The sequence below is a fragment of the Cycloclasticus sp. P1 genome (assembly GCF_000299965.1).
GTDB lineage: Bacteria > Pseudomonadota > Gammaproteobacteria > Methylococcales > Cycloclasticaceae > Cycloclasticus > Cycloclasticus pugetii.
Genome location: NC_018697.1, coordinates 2,116,307 through 2,141,232 on the forward strand (window position 1 = coordinate 2,116,307; position 24,926 = coordinate 2,141,232).

At 43.4% G+C, this 24,926-nt stretch carries 20 protein-coding genes; 8 read left to right on the forward strand and 12 right to left on the reverse strand.

Annotated features, from left to right (window positions below; translation table 11 throughout):
* Positions 1-2 precede the first annotated feature (2 nt).
* The 5 genes from Q91_RS10235 to Q91_RS10255 form a co-directional block, all read right to left on the reverse strand.
* Complete coding sequence (locus Q91_RS10235) at positions 3-485, reverse strand: hypothetical protein (protein ID WP_015006824.1); 483 nt, start codon at positions 483-485, stop codon at positions 3-5.
* Positions 439-4,458 (reverse strand): retention module-containing protein, encoded by a 4,020-nt coding sequence (locus tag Q91_RS10240; RefSeq protein WP_015006825.1) that lies wholly within the window; start codon positions 4,456-4,458, stop codon positions 439-441. The genes Q91_RS10235 and Q91_RS10240 overlap by 47 nt, the downstream gene beginning before the upstream one ends.
* Positions 4,459-4,561: 103 nt before the next feature.
* Positions 4,562-4,798, reverse strand: a complete 237-nt coding sequence (locus Q91_RS10245; protein ID WP_015006826.1) for a type I secretion C-terminal target domain-containing protein — start codon at positions 4,796-4,798, stop codon at positions 4,562-4,564.
* Positions 4,799-4,807: 9 nt separating this feature from the next.
* Positions 4,808-5,215: a response regulator transcription factor gene (locus tag Q91_RS10250; protein WP_041230539.1), complete on the reverse strand. Its 408-nt coding sequence runs from the start codon at positions 5,213-5,215 to the stop codon at positions 4,808-4,810.
* A gap of 121 nt (positions 5,216-5,336) precedes the next feature.
* The gene (locus tag Q91_RS10255) at positions 5,337-5,675 is read right to left on the reverse strand and encodes a hypothetical protein (protein WP_015006828.1); all 339 of its coding nucleotides are present in this window, start codon (positions 5,673-5,675) and stop codon (positions 5,337-5,339) included.
* Positions 5,676-5,797: 122 nt separating this feature from the next.
* Between Q91_RS10255 and Q91_RS10260 the strand changes: the two genes are divergently transcribed.
* From Q91_RS10260 to Q91_RS10275, 4 genes are all read left to right on the forward strand, one after another.
* Positions 5,798-7,960, forward strand: a complete 2,163-nt coding sequence (locus Q91_RS10260) for a type I secretion system permease/ATPase (RefSeq protein ID WP_015006829.1) — start codon at positions 5,798-5,800, stop codon at positions 7,958-7,960.
* 2 nt (positions 7,961-7,962) lie between these two features.
* Entirely contained in the window at positions 7,963-9,234 is a 1,272-nt protein-coding gene (locus Q91_RS10265) for an HlyD family type I secretion periplasmic adaptor subunit (RefSeq protein WP_015006830.1), read from the forward strand.
* 76 nt (positions 9,235-9,310) lie between these two features.
* Positions 9,311-9,940: a response regulator transcription factor gene (locus Q91_RS10270; RefSeq protein WP_015006831.1), complete on the forward strand. Its 630-nt coding sequence runs from the start codon at positions 9,311-9,313 to the stop codon at positions 9,938-9,940.
* Positions 9,941-10,026: 86 nt separating this feature from the next.
* Entirely contained in the window at positions 10,027-11,412 is a 1,386-nt protein-coding gene (locus Q91_RS10275) for a TolC family outer membrane protein (RefSeq protein WP_015006832.1), read from the forward strand.
* 96 nt (positions 11,413-11,508) lie between these two features.
* Here Q91_RS10275 and Q91_RS10280 read toward each other — a convergent pair whose 3' ends face one another.
* Together Q91_RS10280 and Q91_RS10285 are read right to left on the reverse strand one after the other, a co-directional pair.
* A complete protein-coding gene (locus Q91_RS10280) occupies positions 11,509-12,210 on the reverse strand; it encodes a transglutaminase-like cysteine peptidase (RefSeq protein ID WP_015006833.1) in 702 nt (233 codons plus the stop codon).
* A gap of 24 nt (positions 12,211-12,234) precedes the next feature.
* On the reverse strand, positions 12,235-14,139 hold the full coding sequence (locus Q91_RS10285) for a LapD/MoxY N-terminal periplasmic domain-containing protein (protein WP_015006834.1): 1,905 nt from the start codon (positions 14,137-14,139) through the stop codon (positions 12,235-12,237).
* A gap of 267 nt (positions 14,140-14,406) precedes the next feature.
* On the opposite strand from Q91_RS10285, the gene Q91_RS10290 reads away from it, so the two are divergent.
* The 4 genes from Q91_RS10290 (at position 14,407) to Q91_RS10305 (ending at position 19,162) form a co-directional block, all read left to right on the forward strand.
* Positions 14,407-15,669, forward strand: coding sequence for a 6-phosphofructokinase (locus tag Q91_RS10290; RefSeq protein WP_015006835.1), 1,263 nt, complete (start codon positions 14,407-14,409; stop codon positions 15,667-15,669).
* Between the two features lie 372 nt (positions 15,670-16,041).
* Positions 16,042-16,989, forward strand: a complete 948-nt coding sequence (locus Q91_RS10295; RefSeq protein ID WP_015006836.1) for a bile acid:sodium symporter family protein — start codon at positions 16,042-16,044, stop codon at positions 16,987-16,989.
* 48 nt (positions 16,990-17,037) lie between these two features.
* Complete coding sequence (locus Q91_RS10300; protein WP_015006837.1) at positions 17,038-17,631, forward strand: DoxX family protein; 594 nt, start codon at positions 17,038-17,040, stop codon at positions 17,629-17,631.
* Between the two features lie 7 nt (positions 17,632-17,638).
* Complete coding sequence (locus Q91_RS10305; protein ID WP_015006838.1) at positions 17,639-19,162, forward strand: FMN-binding glutamate synthase family protein; 1,524 nt, start codon at positions 17,639-17,641, stop codon at positions 19,160-19,162.
* On the opposite strand, the gene cobB is transcribed toward Q91_RS10305, so the two are convergent.
* From cobB to Q91_RS10330, 5 genes are all read right to left on the reverse strand, one after another.
* Positions 19,154-19,858 (reverse strand): Sir2 family NAD+-dependent deacetylase, encoded by a 705-nt coding sequence (cobB, locus tag Q91_RS10310; protein WP_015006839.1) that lies wholly within the window; start codon positions 19,856-19,858, stop codon positions 19,154-19,156. The genes Q91_RS10305 and cobB overlap by 9 nt on opposite strands.
* Positions 19,845-20,690, reverse strand: a complete 846-nt coding sequence (locus tag Q91_RS10315; RefSeq protein ID WP_015006840.1) for a sugar nucleotide-binding protein — start codon at positions 20,688-20,690, stop codon at positions 19,845-19,847. Before Q91_RS10315 ends, cobB begins: the two co-directional genes overlap by 14 nt.
* A gap of 2 nt (positions 20,691-20,692) precedes the next feature.
* Positions 20,693-21,931, reverse strand: a complete 1,239-nt coding sequence (locus Q91_RS10320; RefSeq protein WP_015006841.1) for a glycosyltransferase — start codon at positions 21,929-21,931, stop codon at positions 20,693-20,695.
* Positions 21,932-22,004: 73 nt separating this feature from the next.
* A complete protein-coding gene (gene fusA, locus Q91_RS10325; RefSeq protein WP_015006842.1) occupies positions 22,005-24,089 on the reverse strand; it encodes an elongation factor G in 2,085 nt (694 codons plus the stop codon).
* Between the two features lie 133 nt (positions 24,090-24,222).
* Positions 24,223-24,846 carry a glutathione S-transferase family protein gene (locus tag Q91_RS10330; RefSeq protein ID WP_015006843.1) on the reverse strand — a complete coding sequence of 208 codons (624 nt, stop codon included), beginning with the start codon at positions 24,844-24,846 and terminating at the stop codon, positions 24,223-24,225.
* Positions 24,847-24,926: the final 80 nt, after the last annotated feature.

Below are 24,926 nucleotides of genomic sequence, written 5' to 3' on the forward strand. Positions count from 1 at the left end.
CTTCAGTCCCAACCCGTCATCACTGAGCCTTCTGGAACACCTGATAGGGTGACGGTGACTGAGGTCACTTGCTCAGAGGTATCCGCATCGGTCTCTTCAACCGTTAGCTTGTCACTTAAGGTGAAGGTCACAACGGCGTCGGTTTCATCTTGTGCAGCAATCGTTGCTACTTCAACATTGATGTCGCCTTCAACGCCTACGGTAATCGTGCCACTTTCACTGTCGCTGCCTTCGTTTGTGGTGACCGCCACATCGAACGTAATGTCTGCTCCATTATTCGTTGTGCTGCCAGCAACGCCTGTCGTTGAGTAGTCTGTTGGTAGGGTTAAGCCGTATGAAGCCGGTAATTCTCCTGCCGTTAAGGTCACTGTTAAGACGTTGCCCACCAAGACACCACCAAAGGCTGTTGTGCCAGCTGGCAAGCCATTAAAGGTATACTCAACACTGGTGAACTGTTCTGAACCATCCGCATCGCTGATGCTCACGGTGCCCCGCTAAATCAACAGCTACGGTGCTGTCCGTTTCAACGGTGTCGATATTAAGTGCATCAAGGTTAAAGTCGATGTCTTCAGTTGGATCAACGGTTAAGCTAAAGTTTTTATTATCAGCGCCGCCTTCATCGGTCGTGCCCGCTACATTACCCGTCACTGTGCCTGACCAGTCTGCGGCAATACCAACATCCGGTACGCCAGCTGTGCTTGTTCCTGTCCAGGTGTAATGACCACTATCAACACCTACTTCAGTCCAACCCGTCATCACTGAGCCTTCTGGAACACCTGATAGGGTGACGGTGACTGAGGTCACTTGCTCAGAGGTATCCGCATCGGTCTCTTCAACCGTTAGCTTGTCACTTAAGGTGAAGGTCACAACGGCGTCGGTTTCATCTTGTGCAGCAATCGTTGCTACTTCAACATTGATGTCGCCTTCAACGCCTACGGTAATCGTGCCACTTTCACTGTCGCTGCCTTCGTTTGTGGTGACCGCCACATCGAACGTAATGTCTGCTCCATTATTCGTTGTGCTGCCAGCAACGCCTGTCGTTGAGTAGTCTGTTGGTAGGGTTAAGCCGTATGAAGCCGGTAATTCTCCTGCCGTTAAGGTCACTGTTAAGACGTTGCCCACCAAGACACCACCAAAGGCTGTTGTGCCAGCTGGCAAGCCATTAAAGGTATACTCAACACTGGTGAACTGTTCTGAACCATCCGCATCGCTGATGCTCACGGTGCCCGCTAAATCAACAGCTACGGTGCTGTCCGTTTCAACGGTGTCGATATTAAGTGCATCAAGGTTAAAGTCGATGTCTTCAGTTGGATCAACGGTTAAGCTAAAGTTTTTATTATCAGCGCCGCCTTCATCGGTCGTGCCCGCTACATTACCCGTCACTGTGCCTGACCAGTCTGCGGCAATACCAACATCCGGTACGCCAGCTGTGCTTGTTCCTGTCCAGGTGTAATGACCACTATCAACACCTACTTCAGTCCAACCCGTCATCACTGAGCCTTCTGGAACACCTGATAGGGTGACGGTGACTGAGGTCACTTGCTCAGAGGTATCCGCATCGGTCTCTTCAACCGTTAGCTTGTCACTTAAGGTGAAGGTCACAACGGCGTCGGTTTCATCTTGTGCAGCAATCGTTGCTACTTCAACATTGATGTCGCCTTCAACGCCTACGGTAATCGTGCCACTTTCACTGTCGCTGCCTTCGTTTGTGGTGACCGCTACATCGAACGTAATGTCTGCTCCATTATTCGTTGTGCTGCCAGCAACGCCTGTCGTTGAGTAGTCTGTTGGTAGGGTTAAGCCGTATGAAGCCGGTAATTCTCCTGCCGTTAAGGTCACTGTTAAGACGTTGCCCACCAAGACACCACCAAAGGCTGTTGTGCCAGCTGGCAAGCCATTAAAGGTATACTCAACACTGGTGAACTGTTCTGAACCATCCGCATCGCTGATGCTGATGGTTCCGGCTAAATCAATATTCACAGAACCATCTGTTTCCACAGACTCTTCATCTAATGATTCAAAATCAATATCTTCACCTGGTGCGATATTTACAGAAAATGTTGTACTGCTACTTGATACATTGTTACCCAGCACCTCTATAGCATCAACTGCGGGGTCTTCAAAACTTACACTTAGTGTTCCATCAAAACCACCATCAAAGCCTTCAGGCACTGTTACAAACAAGCTATCAGCTATCGCTTCTAACTCACTAGCAGTGCCTGTCAAAGTATAAGTATCTGTACTGCCAGCATCCAATACTAACTCACCATCAAATGACGACAGACTTACACCATCGGGCAACCCACCTGTTACAACGATCGTTAACTCACCTGTTTCATTAGTATCCCCAGCGCCATCATTTTGACCAAACGGGCTAAACACCTCAGCGATATCGCCACCCAGTTGTATGTCTTGTTCTGTATAACTTTCATCAGCAGTTACTACAATTGCATCAGGTTCGCTATCGTCATCTTCACCATCAACAAATCGAACAGCCTCATCTAATATCGCATCAACACCTACAGTAGTCGGTCCATTACTGCTAGTCGCAGACAACCCCTCATCTGTTGCCGTTGCGTTTATTATTAGACCTACATCGACATCACTATCTGCATTTGGAGTGACATCAACGGTACCTGTTACCACCACACCCGGTGTTGCACCTGTTACAAGTATTGTTAACTCACCCGTTGAGCTGTTATAAAAAACACTATCAACTGAGCCACCGGTCAACGTTACACTGCCAGCATCAACCAACCATCCATCTGGGCCGACTGGAAAACCTTCAATTGTAATGGCTGTAATTGTGTCATCACTTTCTACTGGTGTTGCTGTAAAATGGAGCGCCCCCTGTGTATCCTCCTCTAAAACACCATCTTCATTTGCGCCCACGCCAACTGAGGCCTCTGGGGGAGACGGTAATTGCGGGAAGCCAATACTAATTACAGCCCCATCACTAACGAAACCATCTGAGTCTGTCGTGAAATAATTAAATGTAACTGGCACAGGGTCCATAAGAACCGGTGCTTCTAATTGAACCCTGTAAACTTCATCTGTGATCTGACGCTCGTCACCATACCCATAATCAGCTTGCTGAAAATAGTACACTGAATCTCCCGATAAAACACTTAAACCTCCGGCAGGGAGCGGCGAAAACCCTTCGCCATAAATTTCTTCAATCGTGCCATCATCATTACGATCTATTAGTAGTAAGCCAATTTGGTGGTCATCAGCACTAGCCGGTAGGCTTGTTATTGTGAAATCAGCTGTTACGCCATCTTCAACATCTGTGCCATGAATATTGTCGATAACATTTTCTGATTCACCAACTTGAAATTCATATATGTATCCTGCGCCTAGCTCTGGTATTCCATCATCTCCACCAATATCATAAAGTACATATATACCAGTTGTAGCTGTCGCAGGATCAGCCGATGTTCCTTCATTAATTGTTACCGTAGCAGTCGGTGAGGCTATCGTAATCACAACATCGCCAACAAGGCTATTTGAATTACCACCAGAAACAGCCTCTGAGTCCAATAAACTGTAATCACTTACGGCTAAAATATAGTTTCCAGCAGGAAGAACCCCGACCTCATCTCCCGTATTGATAATTGAATTATCAAAAGAACCAGCGCTGGGACCGTCGTCGTCGTCTGTTGCTAACCAGTCACCTAGATCTAGACTACCATCATCCCTAAACAGATGAATCTGAGGATCTATTGTTGGGCCATCTGTAGAAATAGAAACAGCTGCATCTGCATCAAGTGTAAAGTAAACATATGCAACTTGGTTTTCTCCATTATCAACAGGCACACTAATACTTGTTGCCGGCCACTCATCGCCAACACTCCCAGCTGGGTTTTCTAAATTAAATTCAAACGGTGCCTCTTCAACAAATTGCGCAGTTACACTAGCGTCATAATCAACGGGTGGGTTTAACTCTTCCTCTATAACTGGGTCATCCTCTATAACCGGAGGCAATTCCTCATCGGGCTGTAGAAACTCTTGGCTAATACCAAGGGTATCGAATCCTGACTCTACCGGTGCTTTAGGGTTTAGGTAATCCACACTGACAATGCTGTGACCGTTATTACCCTCTGTTCCGCCTGCGGCCGGCCCAGCTGCTGTAGCTGGTAGCTCCGCTGTTGGGTCAAAGTCTGGGTTATTTGCTAATGCTTCTTGCAGTGCGGCAACTTCGTCGTTGGCATCTGCTCGGTTTTGCGCTATTTGCTCACCTTCTTGATTGAGCACGTCTTCGTTTAACACGATACTTGAGTTACTACCCAAGTCTAAGACAGTACCATCGGTAAAGGCAATCACGATAACGCCGTCGCCTGTGACAATCTTTTCATTTTCAGCGACTGTATCGCCTATGCTTAAAATGCGCTCCGTTCCGTCTTCTGCGATTGCTTTAACAATCCCTGTTACTGATTGTACTGTGCCTACATTAGCCATGGTGTTTCTCCGATCCGTTGGTTTTTACATTCTTAATAATAGTGAGTATTGCTTACGTTTACTGGTTTATCTATTGTACTAAAGTACTAAATTTACTTATTTTTTATGACTCTGGTGGTATATCGACCAAACAATGAAGGTCGGTTAACGTTACACCAGTTAATGTTGATGAGTAGGTTGCCGGCTGATCTTCCACCGTGGTGACACTAATTTTTGTGCCTTCACTCAATGCTTCTAATGAAATAGACACATAATCACTCAGAATATCATTGCTTTCGTCAACCAACAGATCCAGCAGGTCTAATGCCTCTGGTTCGTTACTAGTTACATCATTTGCCATAATCTTGTCCTATTTATGCGCCCGCAATGTCTCAAGCAATGTGGCGGTCATTCGACGCGTTATCCATGCCTCACCAGCATTCATGGCCGCCAATAGTTTATTGCTATATTGCTTTAATCCGCTTAATGATTGATAGCCTTGCGCACCAGCCAGTAAGCATGCTAATACCGTCTCTTCATCAAGCTTGTCAGCGATAACAACAACCTTGCTTTTTGCGTTAGTGTTAACGATTAACTTTACATATTCTTCAGTTTGCTCTTTTCGTACATTGTAATGCAGCAATACAACGACTGATGCCGCGTTATCAATGACATTCAATGCCTTAACCTCATCATCAATCGTTTGAATGCAAGCATTATCACCTAACAACAATGAGGTGATTTGATCTGTTGTGTCGATTACCAGTGCATCTATCATTGTTGAGGCCAAACGTTTATTGCTGCTAAGTTAACCGGAATTTTAGGTCAGCCGCTTGAGACTGGCTATTGTACTAAGGTACTAATTTTGAGTTTTTATACCTTAAGACCACAAGAAATGATTACAAGATATTATCGTCATCCCCAATGAGATTACTTAAGGCATTAACATCATGGCGTAATTTTTTACGTTTATTAAGCTTATCTTGCACCGCCTCTGGCAATTCAGTAAAAACGAATACCTGCTTTTCCATTAACATATCTACCAAATCCTCAACCACACGTACCATTTCACTATCAGAGCGGCTCAAAGATTCCTTAAGCTTATTGGCTTGAGATGGTTTTCTTAGAAACTCAATAACATCCGCATGGCCGACATCAAGCCACTCTCCATTAGCCTTATCGCAGACATCTAATAATTCCGTCACTTCGCCGTGCTCGTTGCGATTAACATAAGGCATATTGGTAGCTCCGATTGCATTTTCTGAAATTTGTTCTAGTATCACTAAATCAAAAACAATAATCAAACTTAGTGCACAAAATACGGATTTTTGTGCCTTATTTCGTATCAAGTGGATAAAAGATGACCGAAGCAACTTTAAAAAAACCGTTGGATAATATGGCAGGCATAACAAACCAGGATGACCCGCTGCTGTTAGCTTTATTGTCAGTCTGCAAACTACTCAACACGCCTCATTCTGCTGACTCGCTAACCGCCGGTTTACCGTTAGTAGACAATAAACTTAATGCGTCACTTTTCATACGAGCAGCTCAACGAGCTGGATTATCAACAGGGCTTATCCGCCGCCCACTGGCTGAAATATCCAATTTAGTTTTACCTGCTATCTTGCTACTAGATGACGATAAAACCTGCGTTTTAATTTCCAAAAATGATGATAACTGCACCATTATTTTACCGGAAACAGACAGCGGTGAAAAAACAGTCCGTCTTAGCGTATTAGACGAAATTTACACTGGTTCTGCTTTTTTTATTCAAGCAGAGCACACCTTTGATAGCAGAACAGCCAACTCTGTTATCCCTAAAGCAAAGCATTGGTTTTGGGATGTTATTTTTAAATCTTGGCCAATATATAGCGAGGCGCTAGCCGCTTCGTTATTGATTAACTTATTCGCTCTGGCGTCTCCACTGTTCATTATGAATGTATACGACCGTGTCGTACCCAATCATGCACTTGAAACACTATGGGTACTGGCGATAGGCGTCGCTATTGTATTTATTTTCGACTTTATTATGAAAGCACTTCGAGGCTATTTCATTGACGTTGCAGGCAAACGATCAGACATTATTCTTTCAGCGACCATCTTCGAAAAAGTTATGGGCATTAAAATGGAAAACCGCCCTAAATCTGTCGGTGCTTTTGCCAACAATCTTAGCGAATTTGAATCATTCAGAGACTTTCTAACCTCTGCCACACTAACCACTTTAATTGACCTCCCTTTCTTATTTATTTTTATTGCGGTTATTTATATGATCGGTGGTAACTTAGCGTTTGTGCCACTAACTATTTTGCCCTTGGCTATTTTGGGTGGCATAGCTGTGCAAAAACCTCTTAAGAACACTATTAACGAGCTGTTTAAACACTCTGCTCAAAAAGGCGCCACCTTGATTGAGTCGCTTAACAATCTAGACTCGATCAAAAGCGCTGGTGCTGAAGGGCAAATGCAAAGCAAATGGGAACAAAATATTGGGCAGATTTCTCGCCTAGGCCTTAAGTCACGCTTTTACTCATCTATTGCTGTCAATTTAACCACCTTCTTAACTCAGATGGCTTCTGTATCGGTAGTGATTTTTGGTGTATATAAAATATCTGAAGGTGAACTTACAACCGGTGGATTAATTGCTTGCACCATTTTAACAGGTCGTGCATTAGCACCTATAGGACAGGTCGCCTCATTGCTAACCCGTTACCACCAAGCTCGTACATCACTGGATACACTGACTAATATGATGTCGTTGCCGGTTGAACGCGAACCGGGTAAAAAATATTTACACCGCCCAACGTTTAAGGGTGATATTGAGTTTAAAAACATCTCATTTAGCTACCCCGAACAACCGGTTAAAGCACTGGATAATATTTCATTCAAAATTAAAGCCGGTGAACGAATCGCCTTTATCGGTCGTATTGGTTCTGGCAAAAGCACTATTGAAAAACTAATGCTCAGCATGTACGAACCTCAAGAAGGGTCCATTTTGATAGACGGAACAGATATTCGTCAAATTGACCCGTCTGACCTTCGTCGCCAAATTGGTTACGTGCCGCAAGACATCTCGCTGATGTTTGGTAGCGTTAAAGACAATATTACAATGGGTTCACGCTACGCTGACGACGCTTCTATTTTACACGCTGCTGAAATCGCCGGTGTTACCCAATTTGTCAATCGTCACCCCGAGGGATTTGATATGCCCGTTGGTGAACGAGGCGCGTCTTTATCTGGCGGACAACGTCAAAGTGTAGCCGTGGCTCGGTCTTTGTTACTATCGCCACCTATTTTCATTATGGATGAACCCAGCAACTCTATGGATAATAGCACCGAGGCGCGCTTCAAAGAGAAACTATCGGAGCAATTAAACAACCAAACCCTTATTTTAGTAACTCACCGAGCTTCTTTACTATCACTTGTAGATCGCCTTATCGTACTCGATGGCGCTAAAATCATGGCCGACGGCCCGAAAGATAAAGTCCTAGAAGCATTGAAAAAAGGACAAATCAAGGTTTCAAACTAATAATGTTAAATAAAATTTCAACCGTTAAAAAGAAATACAAGCAACACGCCGAAAATCAGACCTACGTAACTGATGTAAATGCAGCCAGCCTCTATGGCGCATCCATTCAAAGCCACTTGATTTTATGGATAAGTTTTATTTTTGTCATCATTGCCCTTATTTGGGCTAATTTTGCCGAACTAGATGAAGTGACTCGTGGCTCGGGCAAAACAACCCCCTCAAGCCATATTCAAGTTATTCAAAATTTAGAGGGAGGTATTCTGGCTGAAATTTTAGTTCGTGAGGGTGAAACCGTCGAAAAAGGCCAAGCCCTGTTACAACTAGATGCAGTTAGGTTTGCCTCCTCTTTAAATGAAACAAAACTCAAATATCACGAATTACTAGCAGCAACAGCTCGGTTAACCGCTGAGGTCAACAATACAACACTGGTTATTCCTGATGATGTATTAAAAAACGCCCCTGAGATTGCTAAAAATGCAGTGCAACTCTTTAAGTCTCGACGCAAAGAATTAAATGCCGCCACCCAAACAATAAAAGAACAAATAAGCCAATATACACGTGGCTATGCGTTGTTACAGGAAGAGCTGGAAATGTCTGCGCCTTTGGTAGATGAAGGCGCCATGTCTAAAGTAGAACTCCTTCGTATCAAACGAGAAGCGAACAGCCTAAAAGGCCAATTAACAGAGGCCAGAAATAAACTCCATGAAACCAAGGTGCGCTTCCAAACAAAGGCTCTCGAAGAGCTAAACCAGACCAAAGCAGAGCTAGATAGAACCAGCGAATCGACATTTGCGCTAGAAGACCGAGTAACACGCACACGTGTACTTTCACCTGTGAAAGGTGTTATTAAACAACTAAAGGTCACCACTGTTGGTGGTGTCATCCAACCCGGCATGGATTTAGTTGAAATTGTCCCCATTGACGACCAATTGTTAATTGAAGCGCAAATTCGCCCCGCCGACATTGCTTTTCTTCACCCAGGACAAAAAGCCATGGTGAAGCTAACAGCTTATGACTTTTCTATTTATGGTGGACTTGAAGCAGAGCTAGAGCATATTAGCGCCGACAGCATTACCAATGAAGAAGATGGTGAAAATTACTATATGATTCGATTGCGCACTAAAAAGAATTACCTTGAAAGAAATGGTGTAAAGCTAAGCATTATTGCTGGCATGACAGCAGATGTCGATATTTTAACGGGCAAAAAAACTGTGTTAGATTACTTGCTTAAACCCATTTTAAAAGCGAAAGAACGCGCACTCAAGGAACGTTAACATGTGGTTGCCAGGCAACAATCTTATTTATTCCAAGCGACTAGCACTGACCACCGACTCTAAAGAGGCGAGCTAAATGCACCGCATCGCTATTTATTCAGACAACCCTGATATTGTGAAACTCTGGTCTCACGCCTTAATCAGTCATTTTGACATTTTTACGGCCACCAGCAAAAAGGAATTAAGCAACGCTTCGGTTGTCGTCATTGACTCAAAAAAGGTCGACACTGACGCAGATTTAACCTCTACATTAACCTCAACTTCAGCACGCATTTTGGTGGTAGGGAAAAATTGGTCAGAAAATAAGCAAATTAATGCCCTCGTCCATGGCGCTGCCGGGTATTGCGGTGAATCTGAACCCGCAAAGCTTCTAGTGCAGGCCGTCAACAGTATAATAAAGGGAGACATATGGATTCAGCGTCACCTTGTGCCGCGAGTGATTGGTACGTTGGTCAAAATGAAACCTCAGCCACTTGAAGCAGTTAATAACACCGAATCGATTGAATCTTCTGCTCTATTGGCAACATTGTCGTCACGAGAAAATGATGTTGCGAATATGATTCGAGATGGGGAAAGCAACAAGGCTATTGCAACAGCCCTAAACATATCAGAACGTACCGTCAAAGCTCACCTAACATCCATTTTTAAAAAACTTGGTGTCTCTGACAGGTTACACCTCGCCCTATATATTAAAGAATATAGTTGACCTAACTTGGTGCTTACGTTAAATTCAGCCGTATAATTTGGTATAGATACCTATTTTTACACCACATAATAAAGCAAGAGGGAACTATGAGTCTTAAACTAAAAATAGCTGTAAGTGGTATGTTGGCACTCAGCTTAAGCACAGCAAGTGCTGAGACATTGCAAGATGCAATTCAACACACTATCAATGAAAACCCACAAATTCAATCTGCCAAATCTGAACGTTTAGCCGTTGAGCAGGAAATCAGTCAGGCTAAAGCTGGCTACTTTCCAACTGTAGACATTGCTGTTGGTGCTGGTTGGGAGCGCTCTTTCAACTCTTCAACAAAGGCAGATGGTTCTGAGTCAAAATCTCTTGGTAGAGATGAAGCCTCTATCCAAGTCAGACAGATGATCTACGACGGGTTTGCGACGGCCAGTGAGGTTAACCGCCAAACGGCTAGAACAAACTCTCGTGCTTATACAGTTTTTGGCCAAGCAGAAATTACTGCCCTCAACGCGGTTGAAGCCTATATTAATGTTTTACGTCGCGAAGAACTATTGGCATTAGCTGAAGAAAACTTAGCGGTTCACCAAAGCACCAACGAACAAATTTCCTCACGGAGTAGTCGTGGTGTTGGGCGCAGGGCAGATGTCGAGCAATCAACAGGCCGTTTATCACTAGCGCAAAAAAATGTTTTATCAGAAGTGGGTAATTTAAAAGACGCTCAGACCGCTTATTTAAGAATAGTTGGCCGCTTACCTTCCGAGTTAGAACCTATCACTCCACCTGAAGACGCCTTACCAGCCACCTTCGACCAAGCGGTTGATAGCGCCATTGCTAACCACCCCATTTTAAAGTCAGCAAATTCAGATATTAAATCCGCTATTGCACAGCACGCAACAGCAAAAACAGCCTTTTTACCACGTGTTGATCTTGAGCTCAGCGCTACGCACAACAAAGATATTGATGGTATTGAAGAGGTCAATGAAGATGCCTCTGCAATGCTTCGCTTGCGTTACAACTTATTCAACGGTGGTAAAGATGCTGCTCGTCGTAAAGAAACCGCTCAACTGGTCAATCAGGCAAAAAGTATAAGAGATAACACATACCGCCAAGCCGTAGAAAGTATGCGACTATCATGGATTGCTCATCAAACGGTGAAAAATCAAATGGCGTTTTTTGAAAGCCACCGTGATTCAAGCATTAAAAGTAATGAAGCTTACCAAAAGCAATTTAATATTGGTCGTCGTTCGCTATTAGATTTACTAGACTCTGCTAACGAAATGTTTGTTGCTAAAAGCGCTTACACTAATGCTAAATACGACGAGCTATTCTCACAATTCAGAATCCTTGCCAGCGCAGGCGCATTAAATAATTACCTCAACATTTCATTACCTGAAGAGACTGCCATCTTACCCGAGGTTCAACCTTGGATTGGCGCTTCACAAAGAGGAAAAGTAACGCCTACTTATTCAGCAGCCACTGAGTAGTTACTAACGTAAACAAACTAAAAAGCCATTAACTTTTGTTGATGGCTTTTTTTTGACTTACTTTTAAAACATATAATCCAAATTCCTATTAGAGAACTAGAATTTATTAACTCTCATTCTGCTTTTCAAACCTCCCCATTTATTTAAACGATCCGAACCTCCCAATTTCTTTCCGGTCCCTCGCGACTTTGCCAACCATAGACCCGAACCGTTAAAGCTATAGACAGGTAATAGGTCTCGCCGCATAGATGCCGGAGAAATAGCTGGTTTTAAATTATCTAACACCGCTGGAATACTGCCTGGTTTTTCAAAGTACGTCAGCACCATATGTGCTTGATCCAACTCAATGGCCTTCACATAGGTGATTCGCATCTTGCTGTCTGGGACACCCAACTCAATAAGCGTAAAATACTTAGCAATTGAGTAATCCTCACAATCCCCCGCCCCTTTAGATAAGGCCTCTAATGGTGTTGCCCAATAATCAACTAATCCCCATAACTCATCATCATCCACAAACTCAAGCTGTTGATTAAAGAAGTCATTAACCCGCTCCAGTTTTTCTTTTTCAGGTAGATTTTTTGCCGACTGAATCAGGCCTTGCCAGGCTAACACCCTGTTTGACGCATGCTTACCATATTTCATTTCCACCTTGGCGATAAGCTCTGAACTAAAATTTAGTGCCGCTGGAGAGACCACAACAACCACCAAGCAAAACAAAAAAACGATAAGCTGTAACCAAGCGCTGCACGGACGCTTAGAACCCCTGTTGGCAACCGCTTGTTGGCAGATCGTGTTCATATAGCAGATCAATCGTTTTATAGACTAACGACTAGCGCCTAAAACACCCATTTTTGTTAAACAGGCAATGTCTTCATCGGCCTGAATATTCTCTGCTAACACCTGAATATCTAATAACTCTCCTATTTCAAGCATTGTTTTTACAAACTCACGTTTCTCAACATCCTGCGCAATACCGTTACCAAGGTCTCGGGCCAGACGAATATAGTCAGGCTTTAACTCTTTAACTGCCTGGGGCAACATTGACTGCGTCTCGAATCGCTTAATAAGAACCTTGGCATTATGTTTACGTATAAAGTGAATAAATTCTTTATACACACCGATCTCTTTATTAACGGCATACGCCGACAAGCTAAAAACTAACTGACCTGCAACCGTCTGGTTTTGATTTAACAAAACTGTCAACCAGCCCCTAAAATCACTACTCTTTACCGTTCTGCTGGATAAGTTAATGGCTATTTGATTGGAAATATTACTCTCTTTGATATGATCAATGACTCGAGACACCACCCCTTTATCGAGGTCTACAATCTTTACAAACTTTTCGGCTATCGAAACAAAGGTGCCAATTGAAAGCACATCACCATTCTTATCAAGTGCTTCAGAAAAGGCATCTTGCATCAACACATCCGCCGTCTGGAGGTTCTCCGTTGTGCTGACATAGGAGACTTTAAAGTCATCATTATCAACAATATCAAACACCAACTCCTTCCATTCAGCCATATCCTTCGCTCGATCTTTACCTTTTCGAAGGTAGTAGCTATTAGCACCAATAAGCTGCGCTTGTTCATACGCTTCATTAGCAGCCAACAAAATATTGTTTTTCGGACTAAATGGGTCAAAGGCCGCAACGCCTATATGTGCGATATCTTTTTTATTATATTGCTCGCCCAATTCAGTAAATGAAGTGCTTAATGATCGAGCTAATCTTTCTGACTGATCAACTGTTGCACCGCGCATTAACAACACAAACTCTGAACCAAAAAAACGATATGCGTCGATATCCACCGAAGAGTCAACGCTCGTTTTTGATTTTAATATTTCAGCAAAATCCTTAATAAATTGATCTATCGTATCAGGGCCTAACTCTTTGACTAAACTTGTTAAAGCATCTATTTTTATCATAAAAACAAAAGCCTCTTCATGTGAGCTTTGCACTTCTTTCAGCCTCAGTTCAAAACTGCTTTTTTTACTTAACCCAGTCAACTCATCCAGTTGAAGTTTCTTACCAATGTTCTCCAGTTTTTTGTTCAGGTTTTGAATGACACGTTCTAACTTTTTAGACATTACATTCATCGACAAAGCCACCTTTCGAACCTCAGTTGTCCAAGGTAAGCGCTTAATCATATCGAAATGCCCTGTCGATATCGTTTCTGCCATGACGCCAATTCTTTTCAGCGAAGACAAGGTTATTTGCAACACCAACAACAACAAAACAATCGATGCAGCAAAAACCATAAGCGAGTAATAGAAACTCGTTTTCACTTGCTCATAAAGTTTAAAATACGCATAGCCAGGATTAATTGTTACCGAAATAGTGCCACTGATACTCCAACCAGAACTAATTTCACTGTCGGCACGAGCTGTTTGCATGGGCACAAAATCAATAAACCACTGAGGAACTGAAGCAAATGTTTTATCATTCCTCAGTGTTACCAAACTCTGCCCTGTCACATCAACCAGCTTAATTTCCTTGTAATAACCACGATCAAATATTGCTTTCATCATTGTTTCAAGTACGGGGTCTTGAGTGTCCACCATATAGGGGCTAAGTGATAAGCCCAATGAGGTCGCCGTATCTTGCGCATGAATTTGTGACTCCCCTTCCAAATAGCTTCTTATATTGTTTACACTCAATACAAAATTCACACTGAAAATAATCAGAAATAGCGCAGAGATAAGAATCAGTAATTGTTTAGATAACGACATGCTTATACACCTTCTCAAGTAGGTTTTTGATCGGCAATGACTCAATCGTTAACGCAAGTCAACGCATCACCGCCAGACGTTCTTAACTATAGCGCAAATCTGGCATTATTCCTTAAACGTTAAGCGCCAATTGTTTCTGTTATTCTAAACAAAAGTTCAGGCTAACCCGCATTACATAGCTTATTAATCACCACTGTTTTTCAAATATGCTGACGATATGATCATTCAGCATTTATAATGCGCCCTCTACAAATTATCTGGTGATATATGACCACTAAAAATGCTTTTTACGCTCAATCTGGCGGTGTCACCGCTGTTATCAATGCAAGCGCCTGCGGGCTCATTGAAACTGCACGTCAACATGGCGATAAAATAGGCAAGGTATACGCAGGCCGTAATGGCATTATTGGCGCCTTGACCGAAGACCTTATAGACACATCGTTAGAGTCTGATGAAGATATTGCCGCCTTACGTTATACCCCTTCAGGTGCATTTGGTTCATGTCGTTATAAATTAAAAAGCTTTGAAGAAAACCGCGCTGAATACGAACGTCTTATTGCTGTTTTCAAAGCTCATAATATTGGTTATTTCTTTTACAATGGCGGCGGTGATTCACAAGACACCACGCATAAACTCTCCCAATTAAGTCAATCATTAGGACATGACTTGCGTTGTATCGGCATTCCAAAAACTGTCGACAACGATTTACCGCTTACTGATAACTGCCCAGGATTTGGCTCCGTTGCCAAATATGTGGCAGTTTCAATACGTGAGGCTGGCTTTGACGTTGCCTCAATGGCACGCACATCAACCAAGGTATTTGTACTTGAAGTAATGGGCCGGCATGCGGGTTGGATTGCCGCAGCTGGTGGGTTGGCAGCTGAAAGAGAAGGTGAGTCACCACATATTATTTTGTTTCCTGAGATTACGTTTGACCAAGAAAAATTTCTAGCCAAAGTTGAGAGCACTGTTAAAAAACATGGCTTCTGCTGCATCGTTGTTTCTGAAGGAGTTAGGAACCCTGACGGAACGTTTTTAGCGGAAGCTGGCACCCGTGATGCCTTTGGTCATGCCCAACTAGGTGGTGTCGCTCCGGTAGTTGCTGACATGATTAAAACTGCCCATGGTTACAAATACCATTGGGCTGTGGCAGATTATTTACAACGTGCCGCACGCCATATCGCCTCTAAAACCGATGTAGACCAAGCCTATGCGATGGGCAAAGCCGCGGTTGAGCTTGCGCTTAACGGAAAAACCGCTGTCATGCCAACTATTGTTCGCACCAGCAATAATCCATACCAATGGGAAATAGGTGTTGGCGAATTAAAAGACGTTGCTAATGTTGAGCAAATGCTTCCTGCGCATTACATCAGTGAAGATGGTTTTGGCATTACCCCTGAATGTGAAGAATACTTGCGACCTTTAATTATGGGTGAAGACTCTCCTCCTTACGTTAATGGCCTCCCTCAATACGTTCGCTTGAAAAACTTACCGGTTGAAAAAATACTTAACGAGCCGTTTGACCTGTAACTAACGCTACAATACTTACCTTCTATTAGACGATGACGTTACCTGCCTATTTAAGCAAACTAATTATTTCTTATTAGGCAGAAAATCACTTAGTCCTCGATTCCCTGTGAGCACTATAAGCGCTTACAGCTAGCGACTGGCCGCTCATTAACCATGCGTAATCTTGGTTACAGGATGGCGAACCAGCCCGTCAATTGATGAAGGAGGCAGCTAAATTAAGCGATAGTCTTTTAATGCCCTTATCAACCGCCTTACTCTCTATTGCATAAACCACAGTCCACATACAAAATACTATCGAACCCACACTGCTATTGCTGCGTTTAATCCATAAATAGCTGTGTTATTTGCTGCTAAACACTTATCCTTAAGCCCATGAAACTACTTAACCTCATTTCTCGCGGCATGGCGCCATTAACGCTCATATGCGCTGTGATCGCATTTTATCAACCCGCTATTTTTTTAATTTTTAAAGATTATTTTCTCTGGTTTTTTGCCGCCTCTATGTTTGCCTTGGGCGTAGTGTTAAAACCTGATGAATTAAAAACAACAATAAAAACTCCCAAACCGATCTTAATTGGTATCTTAAGCCAATACAGTATTATGCCCCTACTCGGCGCGACCGCCGCTTGGTTGGCCGGTTTACCAGCAGAAATAGCTTTAGGCGTTATTATTGTCGGTTGCGCACCCGGCGCAATGGCCAGTAATGTTATCGTATTCTTGGCCGGCGGAGCCGTCGCTTTCTCTGTCACGCTCACCACCATAGCAACATTCTTATCGCCTGCCTTAACTCCATTATTAGTTGAATGGTTAGGCGGCACTTACCTGCCAATTCCCTTTTGGCCGATGATGAGAACCATCTTACTAACGGTTTTACTGCCACTCACCTTTGGCATGCTGATTAGAAAAACCCTAGGTCAACATGCAAGGCCGCTCATTGAGTTCGCCCCTTCTATGGCTTCACTGGCCATTATTATTATCTGCGCTTATGCCGTTGCTGCTAACCACGACCGTTTAAATAGCATTACCCCTGAGTTGTTTTTAGTTATTATTTCCGTCAATGCACTGGGTTATTTACTCGGTTGGAGCATTGCAAAGTTTTCTCACTTTAGCGCCCCTTATCGCTTAACACTCGCGATAGAAATCGGCATGCAGAATGCGGGCTTAGGCGTGGCACTTGCCCTTAAACACTTTTCCCCCGAAACAGCCTTACCCGGTGCGTTGTTTGCTGTTTGGTGCATCCTAACCGGTGCGGGTGCTAGCGCTTGGCTACGCCACAAACAACGGTTAAACGCGTTAACAGACGAGGCAGAAAGAACTTAGTTTATCAATGGGTCTATTTTACTGACCGAAATAAATTAAGGACTACCCATGATTAAATGTATTAACAAACTTCAATCTGTCTTAGATAGCACTCGTTCAGTGGATTTTTTGGCACCGTTGGCATTAAGGCTCTATCTTGCACCCATTTTTTGGCTCGCTGGCACCCAAAAATTAGCGGCTTTTGATAGCACTGTCGACTGGTTTGGCAATGCTGATTATGGCTTGGGCTTACCTTTCCCCTATTTTATGGCTGCTGCTGCAACTTGGGTAGAAATTATTGGCGCCGTTCTTTTACTTATTGGGCTTGCTGTTAGGTGGGTTTCTATTCCGTTAATGATCACCATGGCTGTTGCTGCTGTGACCGTGCATTTACCCAATGGTTGGTTAGCCATTGCTGAAGGCAGCGGCTTGTTTGCCAATGAGCGAACTCGTGGCGCTGTTGAGCGTCTCAACGTTGCAAAAGAGATTCTTCATGAACACGGGAATTACAACTGGCTCACCGAGAATGGTAGTGTCGTTATCTTGAATAATGGTATTGAATTTGCGAGCACTTATTTCATCATGTTACTTGTACTATTTTTTATGGGTGCGGGAAAATACCTTAGTTTAGATTTTTGGATTGCTAAAAAATTTAAGGGATAATTAAATTATGGATAGTCTATTTTCAATGAATGTTGCACTTTATTTATCAAGATCCATTGAGTTCTTAAGTGCTGCCTTTGTCTTTGCGTTGACCGCATTCCTCATACTTTCGGTTATTCTTTACGTCAAAGACCGCACGCAAAAAAAATCAACTATTTTAAGAAACTACCCGCTTATAGGCCGCTTTAGGTTCTTGTTTGAAAAGGGAGGCGAGTTTTTTCGACAATATTTCTTTGCCATGGATCGTGAAGAACTGCCTTTTAACCGCGCTCAACGAAGTTGGGTTTATCGGGCTGCAAAAAATTTAGATGCCACTGTAGCTTTTGGTTCAACCAAAGACCTACGACAGCCCGGTGCTATTATTTTCGTTAATTGCCCCTTTCCAAAACTGGAACATGAAAACGCTGCCTTAGGCCCAATCATGATAGGCCCCTATTGCAACAAACCATATTCAACGTCATCGGTTTTTAATATTTCGGGAATGAGTTTTGGCGCTATTTCCAAGCCTGCAGTACAGGCGCTTTCACACGGCGCTAAAAAAGCCGGCTGTTGGTATAACACCGGCGAAGGTGGCCTGTCCCCTTACCATTTGGAAGGTGATTGTGACCTGGTTTTTCAAATTGGTACCGCTAAATATGGCGTTCGCGATCAGCACGGACAATTAAGTGATGAGAAACTCGAATCGATTGCCCGACACCATCAAGTTAAAATGTTTGAAATTAAGCTCAGCCAAGGGGCTAAACCAGGAAAGGGAGGCATTTTACCCGGTTTAAAAGTCAGCCAAGAAATTGCCGATATTCGTGGCATACCCGCCGGTATGGATTCAATCAGCCCAAACCGTCACGTTGATGTTAATTCAACCACTGAGCTTTTGGATTTAATTGAACATGTCCGCCATGTAACCGGCAAACCGGTTGGCTTTAAAACCGTTGTCAGTTCGTGGCAATGGCTTGAGGAGCTGTGTGAATTAATCTGTTCTCGTGGCGAAGAATCCGCTCCCGACTTTATTACTATTGATGGTGGCGATGGCGGAACCGGTGCAGCGCCTATGTCATTAATTGATAATGTCGGACTAACGCTTACTGAGTCATTACCAGCGGTTGAGAATACCCTTCTTAAATATGGCCTTCGTAAACGTATTCGTATTATCGCTTCCGGCAAACGTATTAACCCTGCTGAGGTCGCTTGGGCTTTGTGCGCAGGCGCCGACTTTATCACCTCAGCACGTGGTTTCATGTTTGCTCTCGGCTGCATACAAGCCCTGCAATGCAATAAAAACACCTGTCCAACGGGCATCACTACACACAACCGTGACCTACAACGTGGTCTCGATCCAGCGAATAAAGCAAATCGCGTTGCTAATTATCAAAAGAACTTAGTTAAAGAGGTGTCTACTATTGCTCATTCGTGCGGTGTTTCAGGGCCAAGACGCTTACACCGGCACCACGCTCGTATCGTCATGCCAGATGGCATGTCCGTTCCATTAAACGAGTTACAGCCTTACCCTGACACCGCTATTAAATTACATTAATTGGCGTAAGTAGCTTGCAACGACCTCACTTGCAGGGCCATAGATTTTTTCTTTAAACTCTGACTCAACTTGAGAGGGCTCAAGGTTAAGCTCTACTGTATGGGCTCCGGCTTGATTAGCCATTTCTACAAAACCTGCAGCAGGGTATACATTGCCCGATGTCCCTATTGACAGAAACAAGTCACATTCGATAATCGCTCTGTAAATCTCATCCATTTGATAGGGCATTTCGCCAAACCAAACGATATCTGGTCGCAGGGTCTTTTGTTGTCCGCAGCACTCACACACCGAGTCTTCATTTAAATTTTCATAAACTGTAAATCGTTTTTCGCTCTGCTTACAAAAACACTTCAATAACTCGCCGTGCATATGGATAATATTTTTTGTGCCTGCTCGCTCATGTAAATTATCTATATTCTGCGTTACCACTAATACAGACAGTTCATTGTTTTTTTCTAGCTCAGCGATTGCAAGATGCGCCTCATTTGGTTTCACCTCGCCACTTAATAACTGCTGCCGACGCATATTATAAAAACGGTGAACCAATGCCGGGTTTCTTGCAAAGCCTTCAGGCGTAGCCACCTCTTCTATTCTATGCTCTTCCCAAAGCCCATCACTGGCTCTAAAGGTTTTAATGCCTGACTCCGCCGATACCCCTGCACCGGTTAATATAACGATTGATTTAGCGTTCTTCATTCATCAAAGCCTCATAGCCTTGTTCATAGCTCGCATACTTAAACTGGTAGCCGCCCTCGGTTAATTGCCGACTATCTATTCGCTTATTACGACTAGCCGTTTTATCTAATATCTTTGCACTACAAGAGGCTAACCCTAGTTTTTTTGTGATATAGCTTGCCACATTCCATTTTTCGGCAGGATCTAGGTCAGAGGCCAAATAAATACGCTCTAAGCCTTCACCATTCAACTGCTTAGTTAGCAAAAATTCAAGTACGCCGATACAGTCTTCTCGATGAATTCGGTTTGTATAATATGGAGGGACTTTTTGAATCTCTGTGCCTCTTTTAAGCTGATTTATAAAGTAGTTTGAACGCCCATAAATTCCAGAAAACCTAATCACTGTTGCATGCTCATTAAATGCTAAAAACAGGCCTTCAGCTTGCAACAAAAGCCGCCCTCTTTCATCCATTGGCTCTGTCGCTGACTGCTCACTCACCCACTCCCCTTGTTGCTGAGCATATACCCTTGTGGATGATATAAAAAAAATCGGTAGTGTAGGGTTTTGCTGTTTTGCTGCACTTAGCACATGCTCTACCCCTGTTTTGAACACATCTTTATATGCAGAAATGTCTCGCCCTGTAGGAGACAATATATAAACAAGGCCATCAACATTAAAGTCTAACGCACCCACCTGTTCAGCGTTTGTCAGATCCGCCTGAATAAAATGAATATCTGAGGACTGAGTCTGCAAGGTTCTTCTCACCCCAGTAACTTCATGCCCTGTCGCCGCCAGCCTTTCAGCTAACCCCGTACCTACATCACCACACCCCATCACCATGATTTTCGCCATAATTATTCTTTTCTTATATTTTTTTCTTCTATCCAAAGAGACATGTATTTTGTGCTTTTCATTAAATGATGTTTCAGCATAGCACCTTGAAAGTTATGCTGACGATGGGCGGCTAACTGATCTTTCACCGATATAATCCTTTCTATTAGCGGCTGCATAAACCGTGTTGATGAATAACACTGTTGCAATATATCCATACCTTGCGATTGGCATGTTTGCCACATCGACTTATTTGTATACAGCTTCACTGCTAAGTCTGCAAACGCCTGTGGCTCATCTTCAACAAAACCGTTCCATGGCAAATCTCCATGCATAGCCTCTGCCCCTACTGATGAGGTAACGCTCGGCGTACCGTTCTCCATCGCATCTAATAATTTGCCTTTCAAGCCCGCTCCAAAACGCAACGGCGCTAAACATACTCGCGCACGTTGCATCACGGTTTCCACATTATCTGCCCGTCCTTTTATATAGAAACCATCTTTTTCTTTATTCAGCTGAAACGCTTTGGGGGGTGGATAGGCACCATAAATGAATAACTCTGCTGCCGATAACTGCTGCCTAATACGCGGCCATATTTCTTGCTTTAAATACTGCACAGAGTCCCAATTTGGCGCGTGCTTAAAATTACCAATACAGATAAAGCCGTTGCGCTCTTCATAGCTAGGCCAATTGTTAGCCTTATTCTGGGCATCTTTAGTATCTACCATAAAGGGGTGGTAATGAATCAAGGACTCATCCACTTTAAATACGGAGCTCAATAACGTCATCTCATAGCTTGAGATAATTAATGTTAGGTCTGTACGCAAAATACTCGCAATCTCTCGATAGGCGACATCGTTCATTAAATCAGCCTGCTTAAACTCCCTAGCTTTTTTTACTGCTATCTCACGTGCACTGCGTAAACAGTGTAGGTCTGATGTTTCCAGCATCGACATCGCTGTTGGGCAATGCTTTTCTACCCGCCAGGAGAATTGCTCTTCCACCATAAAGCGGTCATACAGAACGATATCTGGCGATAAATTGCTGATAAATACATCAAATGTAGCATCATTAACCGCAATACTTTGTCGTTTAATATTGAGCGACTCAAGCGGGTAACAATGCTCAGACGCCATTGCTGTGCAAGCATAGGTGATGGACCAGCCTTGCGCGTGAAACTGCTTTAATAAATCCATCATTCGCCGGCCCGCTGCAGACGATGTAGGCTCTGGCCAAAGAGCGGCGACAATTAATACCTTCATACGTTTATTTTATAGTGTTGCATAAAAAAGGGCCGGTAAAAACCAGCCCTTTTATTATTTACCGCGTACTAACTTATTTATTAGCTTCACGCTCTTTGGCTTCTTTAATCACTTCTTCAGCCACGTTTTTAGGACAAGGCATATAGTGAACAAACTCCATAGAGAACTGACCACGGCCTGATGTCATCGTACGTAAGTCACCAATGTAACCAAACATTTCGCTAAGTGGTACTTCAGCCTTAATACGTACACCTGTTGCGCCCGCATCTTGAGATTTGATCATGCCACGACGACGGTTAAGGTCACCAATAACGTCACCCACGTGATCGTCTGGTGTGAACACGTCCACTTTCATGATCGGCTCCATTAACTGCGCGCCCGCTTTAGGCATAGATTGACGGTACGCACCATTCGCTGCTAATTCAAACGCAACGGCTGATGAATCCACTGCATGGAAACCACCATCCATCAAGGTTACTTTAACGTCTACACAAGGGTAGCCCGCTAACACACCTTTTGCCATTTGCTTTTCGAAGCCTTTTTCAACCGCAGGCCAGTATTCACGAGGAACATTACCACCGGTTACTTTTGATTCAAAACTAAAGCCTTCACCGGTTTCAGCTGGTTCTAGAACATAATCAATTTTACCAAATTGGCCTGAACCACCTGATTGTTTCTTATGTGTGTAGCTATCTTCTAAGCGCTTAGTAATGGTTTCGCGGTACGCCACTTGTGGTTTACCCACGCTAACATCAACACCATGGGTACGCTTAAGAATATCGATTTTAATATCTAAGTGAAGTTCACCCATTCCTTTAAGAATGGTTTCACCACTGTCTTCGTCTGTTTCAACACGGAAGGATGGGTCTTCTTTGATCATTTTACCGATCGCAATACCCATTTTTTCTGAGCCGCCTTTATCTTTAGGTGACACAGCAATAGAGATCACTGGATCAGGGAATACCATTGGTTCTAAGGTTGCTGGGTTTTTAGGGTCACATAATGTATGACCTGTTTGTACATCTTTCATGCCTACAACAGCCACAATATCACCAGCCACAGCGCCGTCTAGCTCAATACGCTCATCGGCGTGCATCTCAACTAGACGACCAATTCGTTCCGTTTTGCCCGTGAAGGTATTTAAAACAGTATCCCCTTTATTCATTACCCCTGAGTAGATACGGATAAATGTTAAGGCACCAAAACGGTCATCCATGATTTTAAATGCTAACGCACGTAATGGACCTTTTTCGTCAACGATCGCAAAATTACCTGTTTCTTTACCTTCGTCATCTGTTTCTGGTTGAGGTTTCACTTCTGTTGGATTCGGTAAGAAGTCTACAACTGCATCCAATACTAATTGAATACCTTTGTTTTTAAAGGCAGAACCACAATATGTTGGGAAGAAGTCAAGTGCGATTGTTCCTTTACGGATACAACGTTTGATGTCGTCCATAGAAGGTTCTTCACCTTCAAGGTATGCTTCCATCAAGTCATCGTCTTGCTCAACCGCCATTTCAATAAGCTTTTCACGGTACTCTTCAACCTTATCAGCCATGTCAGCTGGAGGCTCACTCACTGTGTAGTTTTCAGGCTGACCAGAATCATCCCAAACGTATGCTTTACGTGTTAACAAATCAACAACACCTGTGAAGTCATCTTCAATACCAATTGGTAACACCATGACTAATGGATTAGCATCCAGCACATTCTCAACTTGATCAACCACACGGTAGAAATCAGCACCCATACGATCTAGCTTATTCACAAAAATAACACGAGCTACTTCAGATTCATTCGCATAACGCCAGTTTGTTTCTGACTGAGGCTCAACACCACCAGAACCACAGAAAACACCCACACCACCATCAAGCACTTTTAAAGAACGATACACTTCGATTGTGAAATCAACGTGTCCCGGTGTGTCGATAATGTTCATGCGGTGACCGTTCCACTCACAAGATGTTGCTGCAGATTGAATCGTAATTCCACGCTCAGCTTCTTGCTCCATAAAATCAGTTGTCGCTTCACCATCGTGAACCTCACCCGTTTTATGAATTTTGCCGGTTAATTTTAAGATACGTTCTGTCGTGGTGGTTTTACCCGCATCCACGTGGGCGAAAATACCAATATTTCTGTATTTGGATAAGTCAGTCATAAGTCTACGAAGGTTAAGTTAATAAAATGTTATCCAAACATCGCTTCCACGCTTACACCGAAAGTTAAGTAGTTTGAATGAACTCACTATTGTAGCACCTAAGTTAAGTCTATGAATAGACCAGAATTTATTATTAATTCGCCGCCGTCTCTCTATCCACGACTCTACCGAGTGATGGCCTTGCGCTAATTCGGTCACGGTAAGCGTCTAACTCTTTAGAGCCGGTGGGCATATCAAACGCCTTTGCCCAAAGAAGCGTCTGCGCCACTAGAATATCAATTGCAGAAAACGACTCACCTAAGGCAAACGTTTTATTCTCTAAACGCTGCGCCAATACCTTACAAGCTTTTAAAAACTCCCAACGCGCAATCTGAAGAATTTCCGGTACACGCTTCTCTTCAGGAAAAACAAACGTATGCTTTCCAGTCGTCCATAACGGCTGCTCTAACTCTGTGAGCACAAAGAAACACCATTCGTCATATTTTGCCCTTTGCTTGCTATTTGGCATTGGCACTAAATTTGACGCAGGATACTTATCTCCCAAGTACGTCATAATAGCCGCTGATTCTGTTAGTACAAAACCGTCGTCATCAATCGCTGGCACCTTGCCATCTGCGTGAACCTTTAGATAATCCTCCGCCTGCCCAGCTCCTTTTAACAACTCTATTTTGATGTACTCATAATCGACACCTAACTCTTCCAGCATCCAAACTACACGCGTGCTTCTCGACCTTGGGTAACCATATAATTTAATCATCGTGCTCTCCTAATTTTTCTTATAGCGTGTCCAGACCTCGCATAAAAAACCCGGCTAAGCCGGGCTTTTTATCTCGCTTA